19 protein-coding genes are annotated in these 21,473 nt (G+C 61.0%); 11 read left to right on the top strand and 8 right to left on the bottom strand.

The window, feature by feature from the left end; translation table 11 throughout:
* Positions 1-52: 52 nt before the first annotated feature.
* Positions 53-463 (top strand): lactoylglutathione lyase, encoded by a 411-nt coding sequence (gene gloA / locus AC07V8_RS08615; RefSeq protein ID WP_494678208.1) that lies wholly within the window; start codon positions 53-55, stop codon positions 461-463.
* Here gloA and rsmA read toward each other — a convergent pair whose 3' ends face one another.
* From rsmA to AC07V8_RS08595, 4 genes are all read right to left on the bottom strand, one after another.
* Positions 464-1,237, bottom strand: a complete 774-nt coding sequence (rsmA, locus tag AC07V8_RS08610) for a 16S rRNA (adenine(1518)-N(6)/adenine(1519)-N(6))-dimethyltransferase RsmA (protein WP_494678209.1) — start codon at positions 1,235-1,237, stop codon at positions 464-466.
* A 68-nt stretch (positions 1,238-1,305) separates the two neighbouring features.
* Positions 1,306-2,373 carry a 4-hydroxythreonine-4-phosphate dehydrogenase PdxA gene (pdxA, locus tag AC07V8_RS08605; protein WP_494678210.1) on the bottom strand — a complete coding sequence of 356 codons (1,068 nt, stop codon included), beginning with the start codon at positions 2,371-2,373 and terminating at the stop codon, positions 1,306-1,308.
* A gap of 23 nt (positions 2,374-2,396) precedes the next feature.
* Entirely contained in the window at positions 2,397-3,809 is a 1,413-nt protein-coding gene (locus AC07V8_RS08600) for a peptidylprolyl isomerase (RefSeq protein WP_494678211.1), read from the bottom strand.
* Positions 3,810-3,868: 59 nt separating this feature from the next.
* Positions 3,869-6,229 carry an LPS-assembly protein LptD gene (locus AC07V8_RS08595; protein ID WP_494678212.1) on the bottom strand — a complete coding sequence of 787 codons (2,361 nt, stop codon included), beginning with the start codon at positions 6,227-6,229 and terminating at the stop codon, positions 3,869-3,871.
* 197 nt (positions 6,230-6,426) lie between these two features.
* Here AC07V8_RS08595 and AC07V8_RS08590 point away from each other — a divergent pair, with 197 nt between their 5' ends.
* From AC07V8_RS08590 to AC07V8_RS08570, 5 genes are read left to right on the top strand one after another with little or no spacing between them, the layout of a single operon-like run.
* Entirely contained in the window at positions 6,427-7,491 is a 1,065-nt protein-coding gene (locus tag AC07V8_RS08590) for an aminoglycoside phosphotransferase family protein (protein ID WP_494678213.1), read from the top strand.
* 27 nt (positions 7,492-7,518) lie between these two features.
* Complete coding sequence (murU, locus tag AC07V8_RS08585) at positions 7,519-8,226, top strand: N-acetylmuramate alpha-1-phosphate uridylyltransferase MurU (RefSeq protein WP_494678214.1); 708 nt, start codon at positions 7,519-7,521, stop codon at positions 8,224-8,226.
* 34 nt (positions 8,227-8,260) lie between these two features.
* On the top strand, positions 8,261-9,625 hold the full coding sequence (locus AC07V8_RS08580; protein WP_494678215.1) for an aminopeptidase P N-terminal domain-containing protein: 1,365 nt from the start codon (positions 8,261-8,263) through the stop codon (positions 9,623-9,625).
* Positions 9,626-9,671: 46 nt separating this feature from the next.
* On the top strand, positions 9,672-10,334 hold the full coding sequence (locus tag AC07V8_RS08575; RefSeq protein WP_494678216.1) for an HAD family hydrolase: 663 nt from the start codon (positions 9,672-9,674) through the stop codon (positions 10,332-10,334).
* On the top strand, positions 10,331-11,509 hold the full coding sequence (locus tag AC07V8_RS08570; RefSeq protein ID WP_494678217.1) for an FAD-dependent monooxygenase: 1,179 nt from the start codon (positions 10,331-10,333) through the stop codon (positions 11,507-11,509). Before AC07V8_RS08575 ends, AC07V8_RS08570 begins: the two co-directional genes overlap by 4 nt.
* A 76-nt stretch (positions 11,510-11,585) precedes the next feature.
* Here the strand turns inward: AC07V8_RS08570 and AC07V8_RS08565 are convergent, their stop codons facing one another.
* From AC07V8_RS08565 to AC07V8_RS08550, 4 genes are all read right to left on the bottom strand, one after another.
* Positions 11,586-13,022: an NAD(P)(+) transhydrogenase (Re/Si-specific) subunit beta gene (locus AC07V8_RS08565; RefSeq protein ID WP_494678218.1), complete on the bottom strand. Its 1,437-nt coding sequence runs from the start codon at positions 13,020-13,022 to the stop codon at positions 11,586-11,588.
* Positions 13,019-13,345 (bottom strand): NAD(P) transhydrogenase subunit alpha part 2, encoded by a 327-nt coding sequence (locus AC07V8_RS08560; RefSeq protein ID WP_098493953.1) that lies wholly within the window; start codon positions 13,343-13,345, stop codon positions 13,019-13,021. Before AC07V8_RS08560 ends, AC07V8_RS08565 begins: the two co-directional genes overlap by 4 nt.
* 59 nt (positions 13,346-13,404) lie before the next feature.
* A complete protein-coding gene (gene panD / locus AC07V8_RS08555) occupies positions 13,405-13,767 on the bottom strand; it encodes an aspartate 1-decarboxylase (protein ID WP_061534353.1) in 363 nt (120 codons plus the stop codon).
* A 124-nt stretch (positions 13,768-13,891) separates the two neighbouring features.
* A complete protein-coding gene (locus tag AC07V8_RS08550; protein ID WP_494678219.1) occupies positions 13,892-15,007 on the bottom strand; it encodes a Re/Si-specific NAD(P)(+) transhydrogenase subunit alpha in 1,116 nt (371 codons plus the stop codon).
* Between the two features lie 345 nt (positions 15,008-15,352).
* Between AC07V8_RS08550 and AC07V8_RS08545 the strand changes: the two genes are divergently transcribed.
* The 5 genes from AC07V8_RS08545 to AC07V8_RS08525 all read left to right on the top strand — a co-directional run bounded on the left by AC07V8_RS08545 (position 15,353) and on the right by AC07V8_RS08525 (position 21,473).
* Complete coding sequence (locus AC07V8_RS08545; protein ID WP_494678220.1) at positions 15,353-15,844, top strand: NUDIX hydrolase; 492 nt, start codon at positions 15,353-15,355, stop codon at positions 15,842-15,844.
* A complete protein-coding gene (gene mnmA, locus AC07V8_RS08540) occupies positions 15,831-16,949 on the top strand; it encodes a tRNA 2-thiouridine(34) synthase MnmA (RefSeq protein ID WP_494678221.1) in 1,119 nt (372 codons plus the stop codon). The genes AC07V8_RS08545 and mnmA overlap by 14 nt, the downstream gene beginning before the upstream one ends.
* A 366-nt stretch (positions 16,950-17,315) precedes the next feature.
* A complete protein-coding gene (locus AC07V8_RS08535) occupies positions 17,316-17,588 on the top strand; it encodes a DUF4148 domain-containing protein (RefSeq protein ID WP_211443473.1) in 273 nt (90 codons plus the stop codon).
* A gap of 222 nt (positions 17,589-17,810) precedes the next feature.
* Positions 17,811-19,337 carry an efflux transporter outer membrane subunit gene (locus AC07V8_RS08530; RefSeq protein ID WP_494678222.1) on the top strand — a complete coding sequence of 509 codons (1,527 nt, stop codon included), beginning with the start codon at positions 17,811-17,813 and terminating at the stop codon, positions 19,335-19,337.
* A gap of 12 nt (positions 19,338-19,349) precedes the next feature.
* On the top strand, positions 19,350-21,473 hold the full coding sequence (locus AC07V8_RS08525; RefSeq protein WP_494678223.1) for an FUSC family protein: 2,124 nt from the start codon (positions 19,350-19,352) through the stop codon (positions 21,471-21,473).

The raw sequence follows: 21,473 nt of genomic DNA, 5'->3' as shown, positions 1-21,473 counted from the left end.
ATAGCGACGCAGGTTTTGAGAAAATCTTCCTTCCCAACCATCGAGAACAATCATGCGAATCCTCCATACCATGCTGCGCGTCGGCAATCTGCAACGCTCCATCGATTTCTACACCAAGGTGCTGGGCATGAAGTTGCTGCGCACCAACGACAATCCAGAGTACAAATACACCCTGGCTTTTGTCGGCTACGGCAGCAATCCCGACCATGCGGAACTTGAACTGACCTATAACTACGGCGTTGACAGCTACGAGCAGGGCACCGCCTTCGGCCACCTGGCGGTGGCTGTGGAAGACGCCTACAAGGCCTGCGCCGACGTCAAGGCGCAAGGCGGCAACGTCACGCGCGAAGCCGGTCCGGTAAAGGGCGGTAGCACGGTGATCGCTTTCGTACAGGATCCCGATGGCTATAAAATCGAACTGATCGAACGCAAGGATGGCATTTCCGCCAGCGCCGCGTTGTAATCAGGCCAGGCGATTCGCCAACGCCACAAACAATTCCATCGACACGGTTTCAGGCCGCGACTGCGGATCGACGCCAGCATCAATCAAGTCATTCTCGGTAAACATGCCGGCCAGGCAGTTGCGGATCACCTTGCGCCTTTGCGTAAAGGCTTTCAGCACGACATCTTCCAGTTTCTTCTGGTCGCAAGCCAGAGGCTGGGCGATCGGAATCATCCGTACGATGGCAGACTCCACTTTCGGCGGCGGATCGAAAGCGGTCGGCGGCACGATGAACATCAGCTGCATGGTGTAGCGCCATTGCAGCATGACGGACAGGCGGCCAAAAGCTTTGCTGCCGGGTGTGGCCACCATGCGTTCCACGACTTCCTTTTGCAGCATGAAGTGCTGGTCCTGCACCTGCGGCGCGATCTGCGCCAGGTGGAACAGCAAGGGGCTGGAAATGTTGTAAGGCAGATTGCCGACCACGCGCAATTTCTTGTCGCCGCTCAGGGGAATGCTGCTGAAGTCGAATTTCAAGGCATCGGCGGAATGCACATGCAGGCGCGCCGGATCGAAATTCTTTTGCAGCCGCGCTACCAGGTCGCGATCCAGTTCGACCACGTGCAATTGCTGCAAGGACTCCAGCAGCAGGCTGGTCATGGCCGCCAGGCCGGGGCCGATTTCAACCATGTTGTCGTCGGCTTGCGGCGCTATCGCGCTGATGATGTTGTACAGCACGGTGTCATCAGTCAGGAAATTCTGGCCGAAGCGCTTGCGGGGAATGTGATTCTTCATATTTTTCTTTATTTGCGAGGCAGAGCGGCTAAAACAAACACGCGTTGTTCAAGCACCGAAGCAAGGAGTTATTTTTTCCCGGATTGGCTCAAGCGCACCATCTGCGCCGCCACATTCAGCGCAGCCAGCATGCTGCCGTGATCGGCGTGGCCGAGGCCGGCAGCGGCGAGATCCAGGGCGGTGCCGTGATCCACCGAAGTACGGATAAACGGCAAGCCGAGCGTGATGTTGATGCCGTGTCCGAAGCTGGCATATTTCAGTACCGGCAAACCCTGGTCGTGATACATCGCCAAAACGCAGTCGGCCTCCGCCAGGTATTTTTGCTGGAACAAGGTATCGGCAGGGTAAGGGCCGCTCACCGCAATGCCATTCGCCTTGGCGGCCTGCAATACGGGGCTGATGACATCGATTTCTTCGCGGCCCAGATAGCCGCCCTCGCCCGCATGCGGATTGAGGCCGGTCACCAGGATACGCGGCTGCGCCAGCCCGAATTTATTCTTCAGATCGGCATCCAGGATAGCGATAGTGCGGCTCAGGCTTTCAAAAGTGATCGCCGCGGCGACATCTTTCAGCGCCAGATGCGTGGTCGCCAGCGCCACGCGCAGCGGCGGCGTGGTGCGGTCGGTCGCCAGCATCATGACTACCTGGGCGGTGGCGCTTTTTTCAGCCAGGTATTCGGTATGGCCGGTGAACGCCACGCCGGCATCGTTGATCGTGCTTTTTTGCAGCGGCGCGGTGACGATGCCGTCGAAAATGCCCTGCTGCGCGCCGGCAATCGCGATATCCAGCGTGCGCAGCACTGCCCGCCCGTTACGCGCATCCAGCACGCCCGGCTGCACATGGGCGTCCAGCTGGCAGTCGATCACGGCGATCTGGTCAGTTGAGAAATTCGGCAAGCCATTGTTGCGGAAGGCTTGCTGCGACAAGGCGACCAGCCTGATCTGCGGATCGATCGCCGCCGCAGTCATCGCCAGAAAAGCCGCGTCGCCGATCAGCACGCTCTTGATCTGGGCGCGCAGTTCCCAGGCGGCCCTGATCGAGACTTCAGGGCCGATGCCGGCCGGTTCGCCGCAGGTGACGGCCAATACCGGCCGCTGCTGTGCGCCGGTCGAAGCGGCCGTGGATGGATCAGGCATGCGCAGCTTTCAGGACAACGCGATCAGTGATCGTCGTTGCGGTATTCGACATAAGTACGGTCGCGCAACTGACGCAGCCATTCGTTGGTGGCTTCTTCAGTCTTGCGTTCACGGATCGCCATGCGGGCCGCCAGGCGCTGACGCTCTTTCGACACATCGTTGGTCTTGCGTTCCACCACCTGGATCAGGTGGTAGCCGAATGGCGATTCGATAGGTTCGCTGACCTGGCCGGGCTTCAAGGCATCCATTGCCCGTTCGAATTCAGGCACGGTGTCGCCGGGATACACCCAGCCCAGATCGCCGCCCTTGGACGCCGACAAATCGTTGGAGTACTGCTTGGCCAGGTCTTCAAACTTGGCGGCGTTGTTGTCCAGGCGTTCTTTCAAGTCGACCAGCCGGCGGCGCGCTTCCGCCGCGGTCACGGTCGGCGTGACCTTGATCAGGATATGGCGCACATGGGTCTGCTGCACCGGTGCGGCTGCCGTATCTTTGGGCACGCTGGCAGCGGCACGCTTGTTGATCAGCTTGACGATATGGAAACCGTTGGCGCTCTTCAGGATTGTCGATACCTGGCCGGGAGCCAGGTTGGCGACCGCCTCGACATACAAGGAAGGCAGGCGGTCTTGCGAACGCCATCCCATGTCGCCGCCAGTGAGGGCATCGCTGGCATCGGAAAATGCTGCAGCCACAGCGGCGAAGTTGCCGCCGGATTTGATCTGCTGCATGGCTTCTTCCGCACGCTTGGCGCGCTGCGCAATCTGTTCGGCCGTTGCGTTTTCAGGAACGCGCACCAGAATCTGCGCTAAATCCAGTTCCTGTGCATTTTGCTTGCTGCTGCTGTCGGCGGCGATGTAATTATCGACTTCCGATTCCGAAATCTGGATCTTGTTGTCGACTTCGCGTTCACGCAGGCGCTGCAGCAGCATTTCCTGCCGAATTTCCTCACGGAAAGCCGGGTAAGGAATCTTGTCGGCTGCCAGCTGTTTCTGGAAATCCGCCATCGACAGCTTGTTTTGCTCGGCAATCCGGCCGATTGCGCGGTCCAGCATGACGTCGTCCACCGACAAACCGTTTTCTTTTGCCAGCTGCACTTCGGCGCGCTCAAGAATCATGCGTTCAAGCAATTGTTTTTGCAGCTCAGCCACTGGCGGCAATTCAATATTCTGTGCCTTCATGCGCTGCACCACGTCGCCCATGCGCTTGGCCAATTCCTGCTGAGTGATCACATCCGTGTTCACCACCGCGAGGATGGCGTCGACGGTTTGCGGAGTTGCCTTGGATGCCGGCGCTGCCGTTGCAGCTGCCGGTGCTGCAGCCTGGGCAACCAGAGGAGGCGTAATCTGCTTCGACGCAGCTTGCGCCCAGGCGCCGCCGGCAGTTGCGGACAACAGCACGAATGCAATTGCCGTGAGTTGAGTTTGATTGGTTTTACGCATAATTGGAAAAACGTTCATGGGTGAGAATAATCTGAAGAATGACGGGGAGAATAACAGGTTCAACGGCTAATGAAAGAGTCGGGCTGATTGATATTCTGATAACCTGGAACGCTGCTACGCAGGGCTTGCATCGGATTCGACCCGATACTTGATAAACCATTCAACTCAAGTTGCACGAATATACCCGTAGTCGTGCGGGTTGACGACGTCGGCGTGCGCTGGCCCACCACGCGGAAGACCCAGCAATCGGCCTTGTACTCCAGTCCAAGCAGGCTTTGTCCGACGGTTTTTTCCTGCAAGGAATAACTTACGCGGCCTACGCCATACCAGCGCTTGCTCAAGGGCCACTGGGCGGATACGTCGAATTGCTTCAGGTATTTATTATCCAGGAGGAGCGGATCAAAGTTGTTGTGATCCAGCTGATAGGAGAAATTGATGACTTTTTTCGGGCCTGGCTGCCATTTGATGTTGGAACTGGCACGCACCCACTGATTATTACTCTGACTGTATTGAATGGTGTTGTCGACACCCAGCGTCGGCGTCACCTGGCCACCCGCCATCAGCAGCAAATCCGAACGGCTGGTGGTGATGTTATCGGCAGCATTCAGGGCAACACGCGGTTGCGTAAAGTACATGCGTTGGCCAATCCCAAGGCGCAGGCGCTCCACGCCCGATTCCTCGATAAAGCGGGAGATCAAAGCCGTGGTCAATTGATTGGCGTCGCTGATGCGGTCATGGCCGGTATAGCGGTTTTCCGTGAAAATCTGGGCAAAGTTAAAATCCGCGGCGCCGCTGTCGAATAAGGGAAACTGGCTCTGGTCATGATACGGCGTGCGCACATAGAACATGCGCGGCTCCAGCGTCTGCGTCATTGGCTTGCCGAAGAATTTGGCATCGCGTTCGAAGATCAGTCCGGCATCCAGCGAAAAAGTCGGCAGGACCCGGCTGAAATCGTTGCCCAGGGCTGTCGAGCCGGTTATACCCGGCGCCTGGGTGGGCGGATTCGCTACGCCGAATTTGTTCGGCGTGATGCTATAGGCGGTAGCATCCAGCTGGATCTTTGGCGTAATGAAATAGCCAGGACGGATAATCGGATAGGAAAGCTGCGGATTGATGTAGACCCGCTCGCCGCCCAGCGGATTCAAAGTGCTGCTGGTGTAAGGCATGCCGCTGCCTTGCGGAAAATCATACTGGCTATTCCAGAAACGCGTGTATTGCGCGTTCACGGTCCAGTCAAAACCATAGATATCCTGCTTACCCGCAGTAAGCGTCACTTGCGGCATGCGGTCATAGGGACGGCTGAGCGTCGGATTCCCTGCAGCATTAAAATCCTGCAGTATCTGATAGCGCGAAGCCAGCGCCGCCACGCTCCAGAACGAACCGCTATAGTTCAAATCGAATTCTCGATTCAAGGTACGCAAAGAGCTTTGGGTAATCGAACGCGTGAAGTCGTCTGAATAGTTGTTATCCGAGGCAAAATTCACGTTCCAGCCCATCGTCAAGCCGGGATACAGCGTCTGCGTATGGATCGACTGCAAGGCATAGCGATCGCTCTTGGTCAGCCTGTCGTCAGGCAAGTACTCGACCTTGGTCTGGCCGCTATAACCCACGCCCATGTAACGCGCATCCGCCCCCATCTGCAAGCCGCGCTGGCTGATGATGTTGGGATAGACCGTCAAATCGCGATTCGGCGCGATATTGAAGTAATACGGCAGATTGAATTCCAGGCCGCCATTGTTGGTGGTGCCGATGATCGGCGGCAAAACGCCGGACTGCCGGTCGTTCGATAGCGGGAACGACATGCTCGGCGCACCAAGGATAGGCACGCTCTTGAAATACAGAATGCCGTTGTGGGCAACCCCTTCGCCCAGGCCGCTGTCGACATCCAGCGTACTGGACTTGATGTACCAGTCCGGCTTGGTGCCAGGACAGGTCGTATAGTTGCCTTTGACGATTTCCGACCGGTCCTCATCGAGAAAATTGATGCGCTCGGCGCTGCCGTGGCCATCGTTGGCCACGAACCAGTAGGTCGGATTGGTCAGGTAGCCTTGCCCTGAATCCATGTTCAGCTTCAGGTCGTCGCCGGTGTACCTGTCGCCATAGCGATTCATCCGTACGCAGCCATGGGCTTCGGCCTCATTCTCGACAATCCGGTAAATTCCCGTCTTGGATTTGACGTTGGTGCCGCCGCGGGTCAGGTCCACATCGTTATCCAGGTTCAGCAAACGGTCCGGGCGGCCGGTCATCTGTTCGGCCTCGATGTTGGTCGGCGCATCGGTATCGTTGACGCGCGGCGGCTTGGTTTTCGGCGGGTTGGTCTGCGCATCCGGCGCTGCCGGCGTCGCCACTTCGACTGCCTGCGCCCAGGCCCACATCGGCATGGAAACCGCCGCAATGACCGAAGCCACCAGAATGGTCATGCGCCGCAAAGCCGGCAATTGGGACGCAGCCGGACCGGACCGGACCTGACCTGAACGTGGCTGGGGATACTTAGGAAGCGCTGAGGAGGACCGGGTCATGAAATGAATTTGGCAAACACCATAGCAGGCGATTTTTTGAAATTAATCCCTTATTATATGGGAACTCACCATCAACAGCCGTTTTACTGGATTGCTTAATGTCTTTATCACAGTCTGCCCCTGCTTTACCCGATCTGCGCCAGACTCAAATTGTCGAATGGCTAACTACGCTCAGCGACATTCCCACCTTGCCCGCGACCTTGCGCCCTGCCTCCGCCGACGCCAGCTTCCGCCGTTATTTCCGCATCGATGCGGTCGGCGTAGACACGGCCGCCGGCGGCACCCTGATCGTGATGGATGCGCCGCCGCCGCAGGAGGACGTGCGGCCCTTCATCGAGATCGGCGCGCTGTTTGCCGGCATCGGCCTGTCGGTGCCGACGGTCCTGGCGCAAGATGTCGAACGGGGCTTCCTGCTGCTGTCCGATCTGGGTTCCACGACCTATCTGCAGCAACTCACCGGCGACGGCAGCATCGACAATGCGCACAAGCTCTATATGGATGCCGTCGAAGCGCTGGTATTGCTGCAAACCAAGAGCCAGCCGGACGTGCTGCCAGAATACGACCGCGCCTTCCTGTTGCGAGAATTGCAAATATTCCCCGAGTGGTATATCGGCAAGCATCTGAAGGCAACCCTGAGCGACCAGCAAAGCGCCGATCTCAACAAGGTGTTCGACGCCATCCTCGCCAACAATCTGGCGCAGCCGCAGGTGTTCATCCACCGCGACTACCATTCGCGCAACCTGATGGTGCTCGCAGACGGCAATCCCGGCGTGCTGGATTTCCAGGGCGCGCTATACGGTCCGATCAGCTACGACATCGTTTCGCTGCTGCGCGACGTCTACATCCAGTGGGACGAAGCCCAGGTGCTGGACTGGATGATCCGCTACTGGGAACGGGCCAAGCGCGCCGGCCTGCCGGTGGCGCCGGACATCGACAGCTTCTACCGCGATTTCGAGTACATGGGCTTGCAGCGGCACCTGAAAATCCTCGGCCTGTTCGCGCGCCTGTATCACCGCGACGGCAAGGAAGCCTACCTCAAAGACATCCCGCTGGTCATGGATTACGTCCGCAAGACGGCCTTGCGCTACCGCGAACTGATACCGCTGGTGCGCATGCTGGACAAGCTGGAAGATAAAACAGTGCAAGTCGGCTATACCTTCTAACCAACCGCAGCACGAATAAAAGCATCCATGAAAGCAATGATATTTGCGGCCGGCCGCGGCGAGCGCATGCGTCCGCTGACCGACACCCTTCCCAAGCCCCTGCTCAAGGTCCGCGGCCGGCCGCTGATCGTCTGGCACGTGGTCAACCTGGTGCGCGCCGGCATTACCGAGATCGTCATCAACCATGCCCATCTGGGATACATGATCGAAGAAGCGCTGGGCGACGGCAGCAAGTACGGCGCCGCCATCCGCTACTCGGCGGAAAAGGTCGCGCTGGAAACCGCCGGCGGCATCGCCTACGCCCGCCATCTGCTCGGCGAACAACCGTTCGTGGCGATTGCCGGCGATGTCTATTGCCCGCATTTCAATTTCGAACAAGTCAAGAACACGCTGGAAGACAACGACCTGTGGGGCCAGCCCTATCCGCTCGACAAGCGCGACGTAGCCTGGCTCTACCTGGTGAAAAACCCGCCCCACCATCCGCAAGGCGACTTCGGACTGCACAGCTTTTCCGTCAGCAATGAAGGCGAGCCCGGCCATACCTATACCTACTCGGGCATCGGCGTTTACCGTCCCGAGATGTTCGACGCCGTCAGCCCCGGCCAGCCGGAAAAGCTGGTCACCCTGATGCGCGAATACGCCGCGCGCGGCCAGCTCGGCGGCGAAGTGTACCGCGGCGACTGGGCCGACGTCGGCACCATCGAACGCCTGGATCAACTCAACGCGCCGCTGTAAGGCAGCGCACGACAACCTGTTACAGAAATTAGGAATGAGCGCCAACATGACTCCTTACAGCACACGCCGCAGCAAACTGATCGCGCAAATGCAAGCCATGGGTGGCGGCGTCGCCATCATCTCGACAGCGCCGGAGGCAATACGCAACGCCGATTCCGATTTCCCCTACCGTCACGACAGCAGCTTCTACTACCTGTCCGGATTTACCGAACCGGACGCCGTGATCGTGCTGGTCGCCGGCAAGGATCCAAAGGCAATTTTGTTCTGCCGCGAGAAAAACCTGGAACGCGAAATCTGGGACGGCTTCCGCTTCGGCCCGGCTGCCGCGCGTGAACAACTGGGCTTCGACGCTGCCTTTGCGATCGACGAGATCGACAGCGAAATGCCGAAGCTGCTGGCCGATGCGCCGGCGATCTTTTACACGCTGGGCAAGCAGGCCAACCGCGACAGCCAGCTGCAAGGCTGGCTCGCCAAGCTGGCCGGCCAGGCGCGCGTCGGCGTCAGCGCGCCAGCCACGATCCACAGCCTGGATCCGTTGCTGGCCGAAATGCGCTTGTTCAAGGATGCCTCCGAACATGCCATCATGCAGCGCTCCGGCCAGATTGCCGCCGGCGCCCATCGCCGCGCCATGCGCATGGCGCGTCCCGGCCTGCGCGAATACCACCTGGAAGCGGAAATCCTGCACGAATTCCGCAGCAACGGCGCCGAATCGCCGGCCTATACCTCGATCGTCGCCGCCGGCGCCAACGCTTGCGTGCTGCACTATCGCGCCGGCAATACCGAACTGAAGGATGGCGATCTGGTGCTGATCGACGCCGGCTGCGAATTCGAAAGCTACGCCTCCGACATCACCCGCACCTTCCCTGCCAACGGCGTCTTCTCCGCCCCGCAAAAAGCCTTGTATGAGATCGTACTGGCGGCGCAGCACGCGGCGATTGCCGCCACCCGCCCGGGCCAGCGCTTCATCGATGGCCACAATGCCGCCCTGCGCGTGCTGGCGCAAGGCATGCTCGACACCGGCCTGCTCCTCAAGAACAAGGTCGGCAGCCTCGACGACGTCATTGCCAACGGCGATTACCGCCAGTTCTACATGCACAGCACCGGCCACTGGATCGGCCTCGACGTGCATGACGTCGGCGCTTATCGTGAAAAAAGCGGCGAACCAGGCGAAGCCGCGCCGGAAGGCCAGCAAAAGCCATGGCGCAAGCTGCAGCCGGGCATGGTCACCACGGTCGAACCCGGCATCTACGTGCGGCCGGCGGAAAGCGTGCCGGAACAGTTCTGGCATATCGGCATCCGCATCGAAGACGACATCCTGGTGACTGCCGACGGCAATATCAACCTGACCCGCGACGTCCCGACCTCGGTGGCCGAGATCGAAGCCTTGATGCGCAAGTGACGCCAAGCCTGCCGCCAGACTGCAATACGCTGCAGGCGCTGTTATCATGACGGCTATGACCACTGCCACCATCGCTGCCACACCCACCATCGTCGTGTTCGATCTCGGCGGCGTCCTGTTCGACTGGAATCCGGACTACTTGTTTCGCAAGCTGATCGCCGACGAAACGGAGCGCAAATGGTTCCTCGCCAACATCTGCAACGGCGCATGGAATATCCAGCAGGACGGCGGCCGCCCGCTGGCTGAAGCAACCGCCAGCCTCAGCGCCCGCCATCCGGAACATGCACCGCTGATTGCAGCTTTCTATAGCCGCTGGACGGAAATGCTGGGCGGCACGCTGGCGCCGGGCCTGGCGATTTTCGAGGCGCTGGAAGCCGGCGGCGTGCCCTTGTACGCCTTGACCAACTGGTCGGCCGAAACCTTCCCCTACGCCCGCGGCAACGCTCCTTACCAGCCGGTCCTGCAACGCTTCAAGGACATCCTGGTGTCGGGCGAAGAAAAGCTGATCAAGCCGGATCCGCGCATCTACCAGCGCATGCTGGAACGCATACGCGTACACCATCCCGAGGCTCAGCCAGAGCATCTGGTCTTCATCGACGACGTCGAACGGAATGTGCTGGCCGCGCGCGCACTCGGCTGGCGCGCCATCCATCACAGCGATCCGGCGGTAACCGCGGCGCAGCTGCGCGACTGGGGCCTGCCGGCATGAACGAGAACGCCAATCTGCAGAACAGGAACGATGGCGATGCCGACATCGCCATCTGCGGCGCCGGCCCGGTCGGCCTGAGCCTGGCCGCACTGCTGGTAAAACGCGGGGTGCCGGCGGCGCGCATCGCCCTGATCGACGCCAAGACGGTTGAACTGGCGCGCCAGGATCCGCGTTCGCTGGCGCTGTCCTATGGCAGCAGCCAGATCCTGCAGGCAATCGGCGCCTGGCCGATTGCCGCCACCGCCATCCACCAGATCCACGTCTCGCGCCGCGGCCACTTCGGCCGCACCCTGATCCAGCGCGACGAATTCCAGCTGCCCGCGCTCGGCTATGTCACGCGCTACGGCACGCTGGTGACCGCGCTGGCTGCACTGCCTGCGCTGCAAGATGTCCAGCTGCTGCGGCCGCTGCAGGTGACTTCCAGCACCGGACATGAAGACCGGGTGGAACTGCAACTGTCAGACGGGCGTGCCGTGCACGCTAAATTATTGGTGCAGGCCGAAGGCGGCGTGTTCGGCGCGCAAAGCGACAAAGCGCTGCAGCGCGACTACCAGCAGGTCGGCATCGTCGCCCATGTCCAGGCCAGCGCCCCGATTGCCCAGCGCGCCTTTGAACGCTTCACCGACCAGGGCCCGCTGGCGCTGCTGCCGCAGGACGACGGCCACGGCAACAACTATGCATTGGTCTGGTGCGTGCGCCCCGCTACCGCCAATAATTTGCTGGCGCTGGACGACGCCGCTTTCCTGGAAGCGTTGACGCAAGCCTTCGGCGGCCGCCTGGGACGGTTCACCAAGACCACGCCGCGCAACAGTTTTCCGCTCGGCCTGAATGCACGTCCCGCCGCCTCTGCCAGGACAGTAGCGATCGGCAACGCGGCCCAAACCCTGCATCCGGTCGCCGGCCAGGGCCTGAACCTGGGCCTGCGCGACGCCACGGTGCTGGCGCGCATGCTGGCGGCCGACATGTCCTCGGAGACGCTGCTGCAGTTCACGGCCGCCAGACAGTCCGACCGCGGCCTGACGATACATCTGACCGACGTCATGGCGCGGATCTTCGCCAGCGCGCCCGACGGCGCGTTGTCGCAAACCCTGCTCGGTCTTTCGCTCGGCCTGGTCGATGTGATCAAGCCGGCGCGGCGCCTGCTGGCGCAGCAGATGATGTTCGGCCGGCGCTGATCGCAGTCCGCGTTCAGCATAAAAAAAGCCGCGCCGGATAAACCTGGCGCGGCTTTTCGGCAAGAGCGGCCGGGGCTTATTCTATCCCTTTCACCATATCTTCAATCACCTTCTTGGCGTCGCCGAACACCATCATGGTCTTGTCCATGTAGAACAGCTCATTATCCAGCCCGGCATAGCCGGAGGCCATCGAGCGTTTGTTGACGATGACGGTCTTGGCTTTGTAGGCTTCCAGGATAGGCATGCCGGCAATCGATGACTTCGGATCCTTGGCGGCCGGATTGACGACGTCGTTGGCGCCCAGCACCAGCACCACGTCAGCCTGGGCAAATTCGCTATTGATGTCTTCCATCTCGAACACCTGATCGTACGGCACTTCGGCTTCCGCCAGCAACACGTTCATGTGACCCGGCATGCGCCCTGCCACCGGATGGATCGCAAACTTGACGGTGACCCCCTTGTGCGACAGCTTTTCAGCCAGTTCCATCAATGCGTGCTGCGCGCGCGCCACCGCCAGGCCGTAGCCTGGAACAATGATGACGGTTTCAGCATTCCCCAGCAGGAACGAGGCATCGTCGGCGGAGCCGGATTTCACCGGGCGTTGGGCTTGTGCGCCAACCGATGCCGCAGCAGCTGCATCGCCGCCAAAGCCGCCCAGGATCACATTGAAGAACGAACGATTCATCGCCTTGCACATGATGTAGGACAGGATCGCGCCGCTGGAACCGACCAGCGAACCGGCGATGATCAGCATCGAATTGTTCAGCGAAAAGCCGATGCCGGCCGCGGCCCAACCCGAGTAGCTGTTGAGCATCGACACCACCACCGGCATATCGGCGCCGCCGATCGGGATAATGATCAGCACACCCAGCGCAAACGCGATGACAGCCATCAGGATGAAGGGCAGCCAGGACTGGGTCAGCACAAAGATAAGCCCCAACCCCAACATCGCTACGGCCAGCAACAGGTTGATGAAATGCTGGCCGCGGAAACTCACCGGCGCGCCCTGGAACAGGCGGAATTTATACTTGCCCGACAGTTTGCCGAAGGCGATCACCGAACCCGAGAAGGTAATCGCGCCGACGAAGGTGCCGATGAACAGTTCGATACGATTGCCGACCGGCAGCGCGTCGCCGTGCGCCGCAATGCCGAAAGCCCAGGGCTCGGACACCGCTGCCACCGCGATACAGACCGCCGCCAGACCGATCAGCGAGTGCATCGCCGCCACCAGCTCCGGCATCTTGGTCATCTCGACGCGCTTGGCCAGCACCGCGCCGATGCCGCCGCCGACGATCACGCCGCCAGCCACCAGCCAGAAGCCCAGGCCAGCGCCCTGCGATTCCGCTTTCAGCTTGACGATCAGGGCAATCGTGGTGACTACCGCGATCGCCATGCCGGCCATGCCGAAGGCGTTGCCGCGCCGCGCCGAAGATGGATGCGACAAACCCTTGAGCGCCTGGATGAAGCAGATCGAGGCGATCAGGTACAGCAAGGTCACCAGGTTCATGCTCATTGCGCCGCTCCCTCTTTAGCCGCCGGCTTGGCCTTCGGTTCTTTTTTCTTGAACATTTCCAGCATGCGCTGGGTCACCAGGAAGCCGCCGAACACATTGACTGCCGCCAGCGCCACCGCCAGCGTGCCGGCGACCTGGCCGACCATGCCTTCGGTCAGGCCGGCCGCCAGCATGGCGCCGATGATGATGATGGCGGAGATGGCGTTGGTAACCGCCATCAGCGGCGTATGCAGCGCCGGCGTGACGGTCCAGACCACGTGGTAGCCGACGTAGATCGCCAGTACGAAGATGATCAGGTTAGTGATGGTGTGCGTGACTTCCATGGTTTCCCTTTGATAGAAGGACTGCGCTGCTGACTGGCGCAACTGAACTGCGAACCGTTCTAGATTTTCTTGAGGCCGGTGATTTTGTTGTTGTCGTCGACAAACACCACTTTCGGCACGTAGCTGCGCGCTTCTTCGTCGGAAAGTGGGGCGTAGGTGCAGATGATCAGCAGATCGCCAAGATGGGCGCAGCGGGCGGCGGCGCCGTTCAGCGAAATCTCGCCGCTGCCGCGCTTGCCGCGGATGGCGTAGGTCGAAAAGCGCTGGCCGTTGTTAACGTTGTACAGCTCGATCTTTTCAAACTCGCGGATGTCGGCTGCTTCCAGCAGGTCTTCATCAATCCCGCACGAACCTTCATAGTGCAGGTCGGCTTGGGTAACGGTGGCGCGATGAATCTTTGCGCGCAGCATGATGCGTTGCATAGTTATTTCTCCAGTTTACAAGGCCGCCGGCCGCAGCCGGTGGCGCATTACAGCTTTATTTACAGCTATTGATAAAAACGGCAGTACCTTCAAACGTCATCGTTCAAGATACTGCCCTGCTTCCCTATTTGCGCAGTACCTCGCCGGCGCTGCACAGCAAAGTGGCCGCCACTATATCGTCTTCACGATTAATCACAAGCCCGCCTTCGGCATTGATGATCAGCTTGAGGAAGTCCAGCAGGTTGCGCGCATACAGCGCCGAAGCATCGGCCGCCACCAGCGCCGCCAGGTTGCCTTCGCCGATGATGTGCACGCCGTGCTTGATGACGGTCTTGCCGCTTTCCGACAGGGGGCAGTTGCCGCCCTGGTCGACCGCCATGTCGAGGATCACCGAGCCCGGCTTCATGGCCTTGACCGTCTCTTCGCTGATCAACACCGGCGCCTTGCGGCCGGGAATCAGCGCGGTGGTGATGATGATGTCGGCCTGCTTGGCGCGCTCGTGCACCAGTTCCGCCTGGCGCCGCATCCAGTCGGCCGGCATCGGCCGTGCATAGCCGCCCACGCCCTGGGCGATTTCCTTTTCTTCATCGGTGATGAAAGGCACATCGAGGAATTTGGCGCCGAGCGATTCGATTTGCTCTTTCACTGCAGGCCGCACATCGGAAGCTTCGATCACCGCGCCCAGCCGCTTGGCGGTGGCGATCGCCTGCAGGCCGGCGACGCCGGCGCCCATGATCAGCATGCGCGCCGCCTTGACGGTGCCGGCGGCGGTCATCAGCATCGGCATGAAGCGCTGATAGGTATTGGCCGCCATCAAGACTGCCTTGTAGCCGGCGATGTTGGCTTGCGACGACAGCACGTCCATCGACTGCGCCCGCGAAGTGCGCGGCGCAGCCTCCAGTGAAAAGGCAGTCAGGCCATGGCTTGCCATAACAGCAATATTGTCGGCATCAAAAGGATTGAGCATGCCGACCACGACCGTGCCGCTTTTCAGCAGGGGCAATTCCTCGGCGCTGGGAGCGCGCACTTTCAGCACGGTTTCCATGCCGAAGGCGGCAGCGGCGCTCACCACTTCAGCGCCGGCGGCGGCATAGGCTTCATCCGTAATGCTGGAAGAAACGCCTGCGCCGGACTGCACCAGCACCTGGTGCTTTGCCGCTACCAGCTTCTTTACCGTCTCCGGAGTCGCGGCAACCCGGGTTTCACCAGGCCGCGTCTCGGCGGGGATGCCGATTTTCATGTACTTCTCCCACTATGTTAAGAATTCTGTGGATTTATGGAGGATTTACCCTGGCAATCCCCCACAAACAGGTCGGAAACAGCGCAATCCGCCGCACCCGGGTGGCCTGGACACTGTCCCGTAATTATCTGCATGGAATATTACACGGAAAAATTGCGGCCAAACAACCTGCGTCTTGATGTAGGTTATTTATCCTAAAATTAGCTTCCCTGTTGCAATTATGGCTAGGCGCCCCCGGCTAGCATCTGATCCGGTCGCCGCATCGGGGCATCTCTTCGCACTGCGCAGGTACTTCTGATCGAAAAACGGCAGGCAAGTTAAAATATCGGATTAACCGAGGAATTTATGACTGACGTTTGGAAACCCTCCGTCACGGTCGCCGCGATCATAGAGCGCGACGGCCGCTTCTTGCTGATAGAAGAAGCGACCAGTGACGGCATCCGCATCAACCAGCCAGCCGGCCATCTCGATCCCAACGAGTCGCTGCTGCAGGCGGTCGCGCGCGAAACGCTGGAAGAAACAGCGCACGAATTCACCCCGACCGCGCTGGTCGGCATGTACATGGCCCGTTATGTGTCGGCGCGCACCGGCAAAGCGGTCACTTACTTACGTTTCGCTTTCTGCGGCGACCTGGGCGCCCAGCACGAGCAACCGCTGGATCACGGCATCCTGCGCACCTTGTGGCTGTCGCGCGACGAAATGGCGGCCTGCAGCGAACGCCACCGCAGTCCGCAAGTGCTGCAATGCGTGGACGACTACCTGCGCGGCCAGCGTGCGCCCTTGTCCATGGTCAATACCCATCCCAGCGCCTATGGAGTAGAACATGAGCTCTCCTAAGAAGCGCGTGGTGATCGGCATGTCCGGCGGCGTCGACTCTTCGGTGTCGGCCTGGCTGCTGAAGCAGCAGGGTTATGAAGTGATCGGCCTGTTCATGAAGAACTGGGAAGACGACGACGATTCCGAATACTGCTCGACCCGCCAGGACTGGATAGACGCGGTCAGCGTGGCCGACGTCATCGGCGTCGATATCGAGGCCGTGAATTTTGCCGCCGAGTACAAGGACCGGGTATTCGCCGAATTCCTGCGCGAGTACCAGGCCGGCCGCACGCCCAATCCGGACGTCCTCTGCAACGCCGAAATCAAGTTCAAGGCTTTCCTCGACCATGCCATGAAACTCGGCGCCGACCTGATCGCCACCGGCCACTACGCCCGCGTGCGGCAAGCCGATTCAGGCCGCTTCGAGCTGCTCAAGGCGGTCGACGCCAGCAAGGATCAAAGCTATTTCCTGCACCGGCTGAACCAGTCGCAGCTGTCGCGCACCTTGTTTCCGCTGGGTGAAATCCAGAAGACCGAAGTGCGCAAGATCGCCGAACAGATCCAGCTGCCGAACGCCAAGAAGAAGGATTCCACCGGCATCTGCTTCATCGGCGAGCGGCCGTTCCGCGAATTCCTGAACCGCTACCTGTCTTACCAGCCGGGACCGATGAAAACGCCGGACGGCGATGTGGTGGGCGAGCACGTCGGCCTGAGTTTTTACACGCTGGGGCAGCGCAAGGGCATCGGCCTGGGCGGCATGAAAACGCACAAGAACGCCGGCGGCGACAGCGATCCCTGGTATGTGGCGCGCAAGGATGTGGCAAACAACACCTTGTACATCGTGCAGGGCCACGATCATCCGTGGCTGCTGTCGTCGACGCTGCAGGCTGGCCAGCTCAGCTGGGTCGCCGGCGAAGCGCCGCAAAATATGCATTTGTCAGCCAAGACGCGTTACCGGCAAGCCGACATGGCTTGTGCATTCGACAGCGTGCAGGTCGAGGCTGGCGAGAATTTCGCGCTGCGCTTCAGCGATCCGCAATGGGCCGTGACGCCGGGCCAGTCTGCCGTGCTGTACGACGGCGACGTCTGCCTCGGCGGCGGCATCATCGAATCCTCAGGCATGTAGTCCGAGGCCCGTCTCGGTTTTACGTCTCGCAGGCGTAAAACCGGGCGTCCCCGCATTCCGCGCCGTCCTGGCCGGATCATTCATCCAAATAAATCCGAAATTTTTGCCCAAACACATTTTGTCGTGTAATTGCAACAATAAGTTCCCAAATATTATTGCCAATTATGGAATAGTAAATTTCCAATAAGGTTATTTATTGTTGATAGTGAAGTCTCTACACTGAGCTTCATCGATGGGCGCAACACACAAGCAACACTGAATCAGCAATGCAAGTGCGCCGCTCACCGAGGCAGGACCCGACGGGCAACATAGCACCATGCCTGCGCCGCCGAGCCCGGTGCCATCTATCAATCATTGGAGAAAAACATGAATGCCAAACAACTTATCGCTGGTCTCGCCGTTTTAGCCGCTGCCGGCAGCGCTTTTGCAGTTACCCCATATCCACCTGAAACACCGTTCGTCTCCACCAAATCGCGTGCCGACGTCCAGGCGGAAGTCGCGCAAGCGCAAAAAGACGGTACGCTGAACCAGGCGCGCAACCAGTATCCGACGGTTGCTGCCGCCGGCAAGACGGTCACCCGCGCTGAAGTCGTGAGCCAGATCGACAAGACCGAGCCATCGGTTTACAGCGGCAACTAAGTCGTAACAGCAACTAGCAATCAGTCACTGATGCGACAGTAACTCCTCAGGTTTAGAGAGTTAAGCAAAACGCCAGCCATGCTGGCGTTTTGCTATTATCCGGTCATGGTCCCGTACACCATGCCATAGCGTGGTCAGCGCTGCATCGACAGACCGCGTCAAAGGATCGCTTCAAAAGTTCACTACTCAGACCTCCTTTTCGCTCCACTATTTCGGGTCACCATGCGGTCAACTACCCCTTCCAAGCCTCACCTTTCCGCCAGCCTGCTGGCGGCCTGTGCGCTGGCCATCCTGTTAAGCGGCTGCGCTGATTTCTCGGGCATCAATCCGCAATCCAAGCTGGCGGACGGCAGCACGCTGGCCGCAGGCTCTGCACTGAGCAGCGCCGGCAACGCAGCGTGGCCGACCAGCGCCTGGTGGGAAAGTTACCGCGATCCGCAGCTCAATGCATTGGTACAGCAGGCCGTCGCCGACAGCCCCAGCCTGAAAATCGCCCAGGCCCGCATCCGCCAGGCTTCTTCGCTGGCCGGCGTGGCGCGCGCGGCGACACTGCCGAAAGTCGGCGCCGAGGCCAGCAGCACGCGCGGCCTGTATTCCGAGGAATATATTTTCCCGCCGCCGCTGGGCGGCAGCTGGAACTGGGACAATGAAATCACCGTCAAGGCCAGCTACGACCTCGACCTCTGGGACAAGGACCGCAGCGCGCTGGAATCGGCGCTGGATACGGTCCACGTCAGCGCCGCCGAGGCCCGCAGCGCCCAATTGAATCTGGAAACGGCGATAGTGCGCGGCTACCTGCAGCTGGCGACCCAGTTCGCGCTGCGCGACATCGCCAGCGCGACGCTGGCGCAGCAGACCTCGATCGCCAGCATCGCCCAGCGCAAGCTGAACGCAGGCCTCGGCACGCGGCTGGAAGTCGCCCAGGCTGAAACCGCCTTGCCCGATGCCCGTTCCAGCATCGAGAAAATCGATGAGAACATCGCCCTGCTGCGTAATCAGATTGCGGCTCTGAGCGGCAAAGGTCCCGGCAGCGGCGAGGCCATCCGGCGGCCGCTTCTGGCCGCTGCGCTGACTGCCCCTGCCGACGGCAGCGACAACAGCGCGCAACTGCCGGTCGCCCTGCCCGACAACGTCCCGGCACACCTGGTCGGCCGCCGTCCGGATGTGATCGCGCAACGCTGGCGGGTCGAGGCCATGAACAAGAATATCGATGTCGCCAAGGCCGCCTTTTATCCGGATATCAATATCTCTGCCTTCATCGGCCTGCAGGCGCTCGGCTTCAGCAATTTCCTGAGCGCCTCTTCCGGCGTGCGCGGCGCCGGCCCGGCCATTTCGCTGCCGATTTTTGAAGGCGGCCGCCTGCGCGCCAATCTGGGCGCCCAGACCGCTGCTCTCGACGGCGCTATCGAGAGTTACAACAACACGCTGGTGCAGGCCCTGCAAAGCGTGGCCGACCAGATCATCAAGCTGAAATCGGAACAGCAGCAGCGCGGCCAGTCGGAACAAGCGCTGGCGCTGTCGAAGAAATCCTATGACCTGGCCAGGCGCGGCTACCAGGCCGGCCTGACCGCCAACATCAACGTCATCCAAAGCCAGCTGGTGCTGCTGCAGCAGCAATTGCGCGTAGTCCAGATCCGCGCCGGCTACCTGGATAGCTGGGCGCAGCTGATGCAGGCGCTGGGCGGCGGCCTCGGCGACGACCTGCCGCAGCCGGCTGCGACAGACGGCGCCATCGCCGCCGGCAAATAAGCGGCGGCCATCATGAGCGAGACCGCAAGCCGCCGCCAGTCCTGGCTGCATCACCTGGCGCAGGCCGGCGTCATCTGGGTGGAAAACCACGGCCAGGACCTGCTGCATGTCAGCAAGATCCTGCTGGCGACCCTGATGGCGCTGGGGCTGTCGCTATTGTTCGACCTCTCCAAGCCCGGCACCGCCATGGTCACCGTCGTCATCGTGCTGCAGCCGCGCAGCGGCCTGGTGCTGGCGAAGGGTTTCTACCGCTTCATCGGCACTGCGGTCGGCGTCATCATATCGATCATCCTGGCCGCCGCGTTTACCCAGCAGCCGGTGCTGTTCCTGGCGGCCGGCGCCTGCTGGCTGGCGTTCTGCACCGCCGGCTCGACCATCTTCCGCAACTTCCAGTCGTACGCCTTCGTGCTGGCCGGCTATACCCTGGTTATCGTCGGCTTGCCGGCCGCACTGCAGCCGACCCAGGCTTTCGACATCGCCATGACGCGCCTGAGCGAAGTGATGCTGGGCCTGTTGTGCGCCGGCGTGGTCAGCGACGTGCTGTTTCCCAAGCATTTGTCCGACGTCTTGCTGCTGACGGTACGCAAGCGCTTCGCCGACTTCAAGAAATTCATCGCGCTGGACGACAGCGCCGCGGTGTCGCGGCCGGCGCGCGAACGCATGGTGCTGCGCTTTATCGGCGAAGTGATTTCGCTGGAAGCGCTGCGCACTTCCTCGGTATTCGAAAGCGCCAGCGGCCACCTGCAAAGCCTGCAGCTGCGCCAGCTGAACACCGCCTTCATGACCGCCTCCACCACCTTCCACTCGCTCGACCAGCTGTTCGGCCGTTTGCAGGCAGCCGGCAAGCGCAGCACGCTGGAGGCCTTGATGATGGAATACCGGGCGATTGTGCGCGCCCTCTCCAGCCAGGACCGCATGCAGCTGAAACAGGTCCGCAACGGCATTCCCGGGCGCCTGGCCGCCCTGCGCCGCGGCCTGGCCGCCAGCAGCGGCGACGGCAGTCACCTGCTCGATTTCGATTCCGCCACCGAACTGCTGGCCAGGTTCGCCGACGAATTGCTGGTCTACGCCAGGATCCATGCGATTGTGATCCAGGCCGAGATGCATATGGCGGACGACGTCCAGCTGCCCGCGCACTATGTCGCGCGCACCGATCCGACCCTGATCGTCACCTCAGCGCTGCGGGCGGCAATCGGCTTCATCCTTTCCGCCTGGTTCTGGATACAGACCGGCTGGGTTTCCGGCACCGATGCGGTGGTGATGGCGACCGTGGTCAGCGCCCTGTTTGCGGCGGCTCCCTCCCCCATCAAGGTGGTGCGCCAGTTCATGATCGGTGGCGCGCTGGGCGGCTTCTTCGGCTTCTTGTCGGCCTACTACCTGCAAGCGCAGGCCGAAAACTTCACCATGCTGTGCATTGCGCTGGCGCCCTTCATCCTGATCGGCGCCTGGCTCACCACCACCAGGAAATACTCCGGCATCGGCACCGGCATCCTGCTGTTTTTCCTTTCCTACGCCAGCATCGGCAGCAACTATCAGTTCGACATGCTGGAACTGCTCAACGGCATGGCCGGCGGCCTGCTCGGCGTCGCCATCGCCTCGGTCATGTACCAGATCATCGATCCGTCCGACAGCCGCTGGATCAAACGGCGCCTGGCGCGCGCCCTGCGCAACCAGGTGGTGGAAGCCTGCAACCGGCCGCTGCCGGGCCTGGCCGGCCGCTTTGAAAGCGGCACGCGCGACCTGCTGGCGCGCTTCGCCATCACCCATTCGCTGGATAACGAAGATGACCGCGCCGTCATGACCTGGCTGCTGTCGGTGCTGGAAATCGGCCGCGCCGTGATGCAGCTGCGCCAGGAAACCCTGAGCATCGGCAATCCGGAAGTCCACGGCAAGATCGAGGCAAGCATACGCGGCATCGCCTATCTGTTTGCGCGCCCCAGCCAAAGCCGCCTGCGGGCAGCGCTGGATGCCGTGCTGGCGGCGATTGCCGCCTGCGCCGAGATGCCGGCGGTGCTGGCCAACCTGCACCTGATGCGCGGCGCCATGCTGGAACGCGTCACCGTGCTGACGCCGGCCGAAACCACAGCGCCGCTATCGCCCTTCAACCCAGCCACCGACGCCACTACCGGGAATTGA

The sequence above is a fragment of the Collimonas sp. GW821-FHT02H07 genome (genome assembly GCF_059421505.1).
The sequence above is the reverse complement of the archived record's forward strand: the minus strand, read 5'-3'. Positions and strand labels throughout refer to the sequence as shown.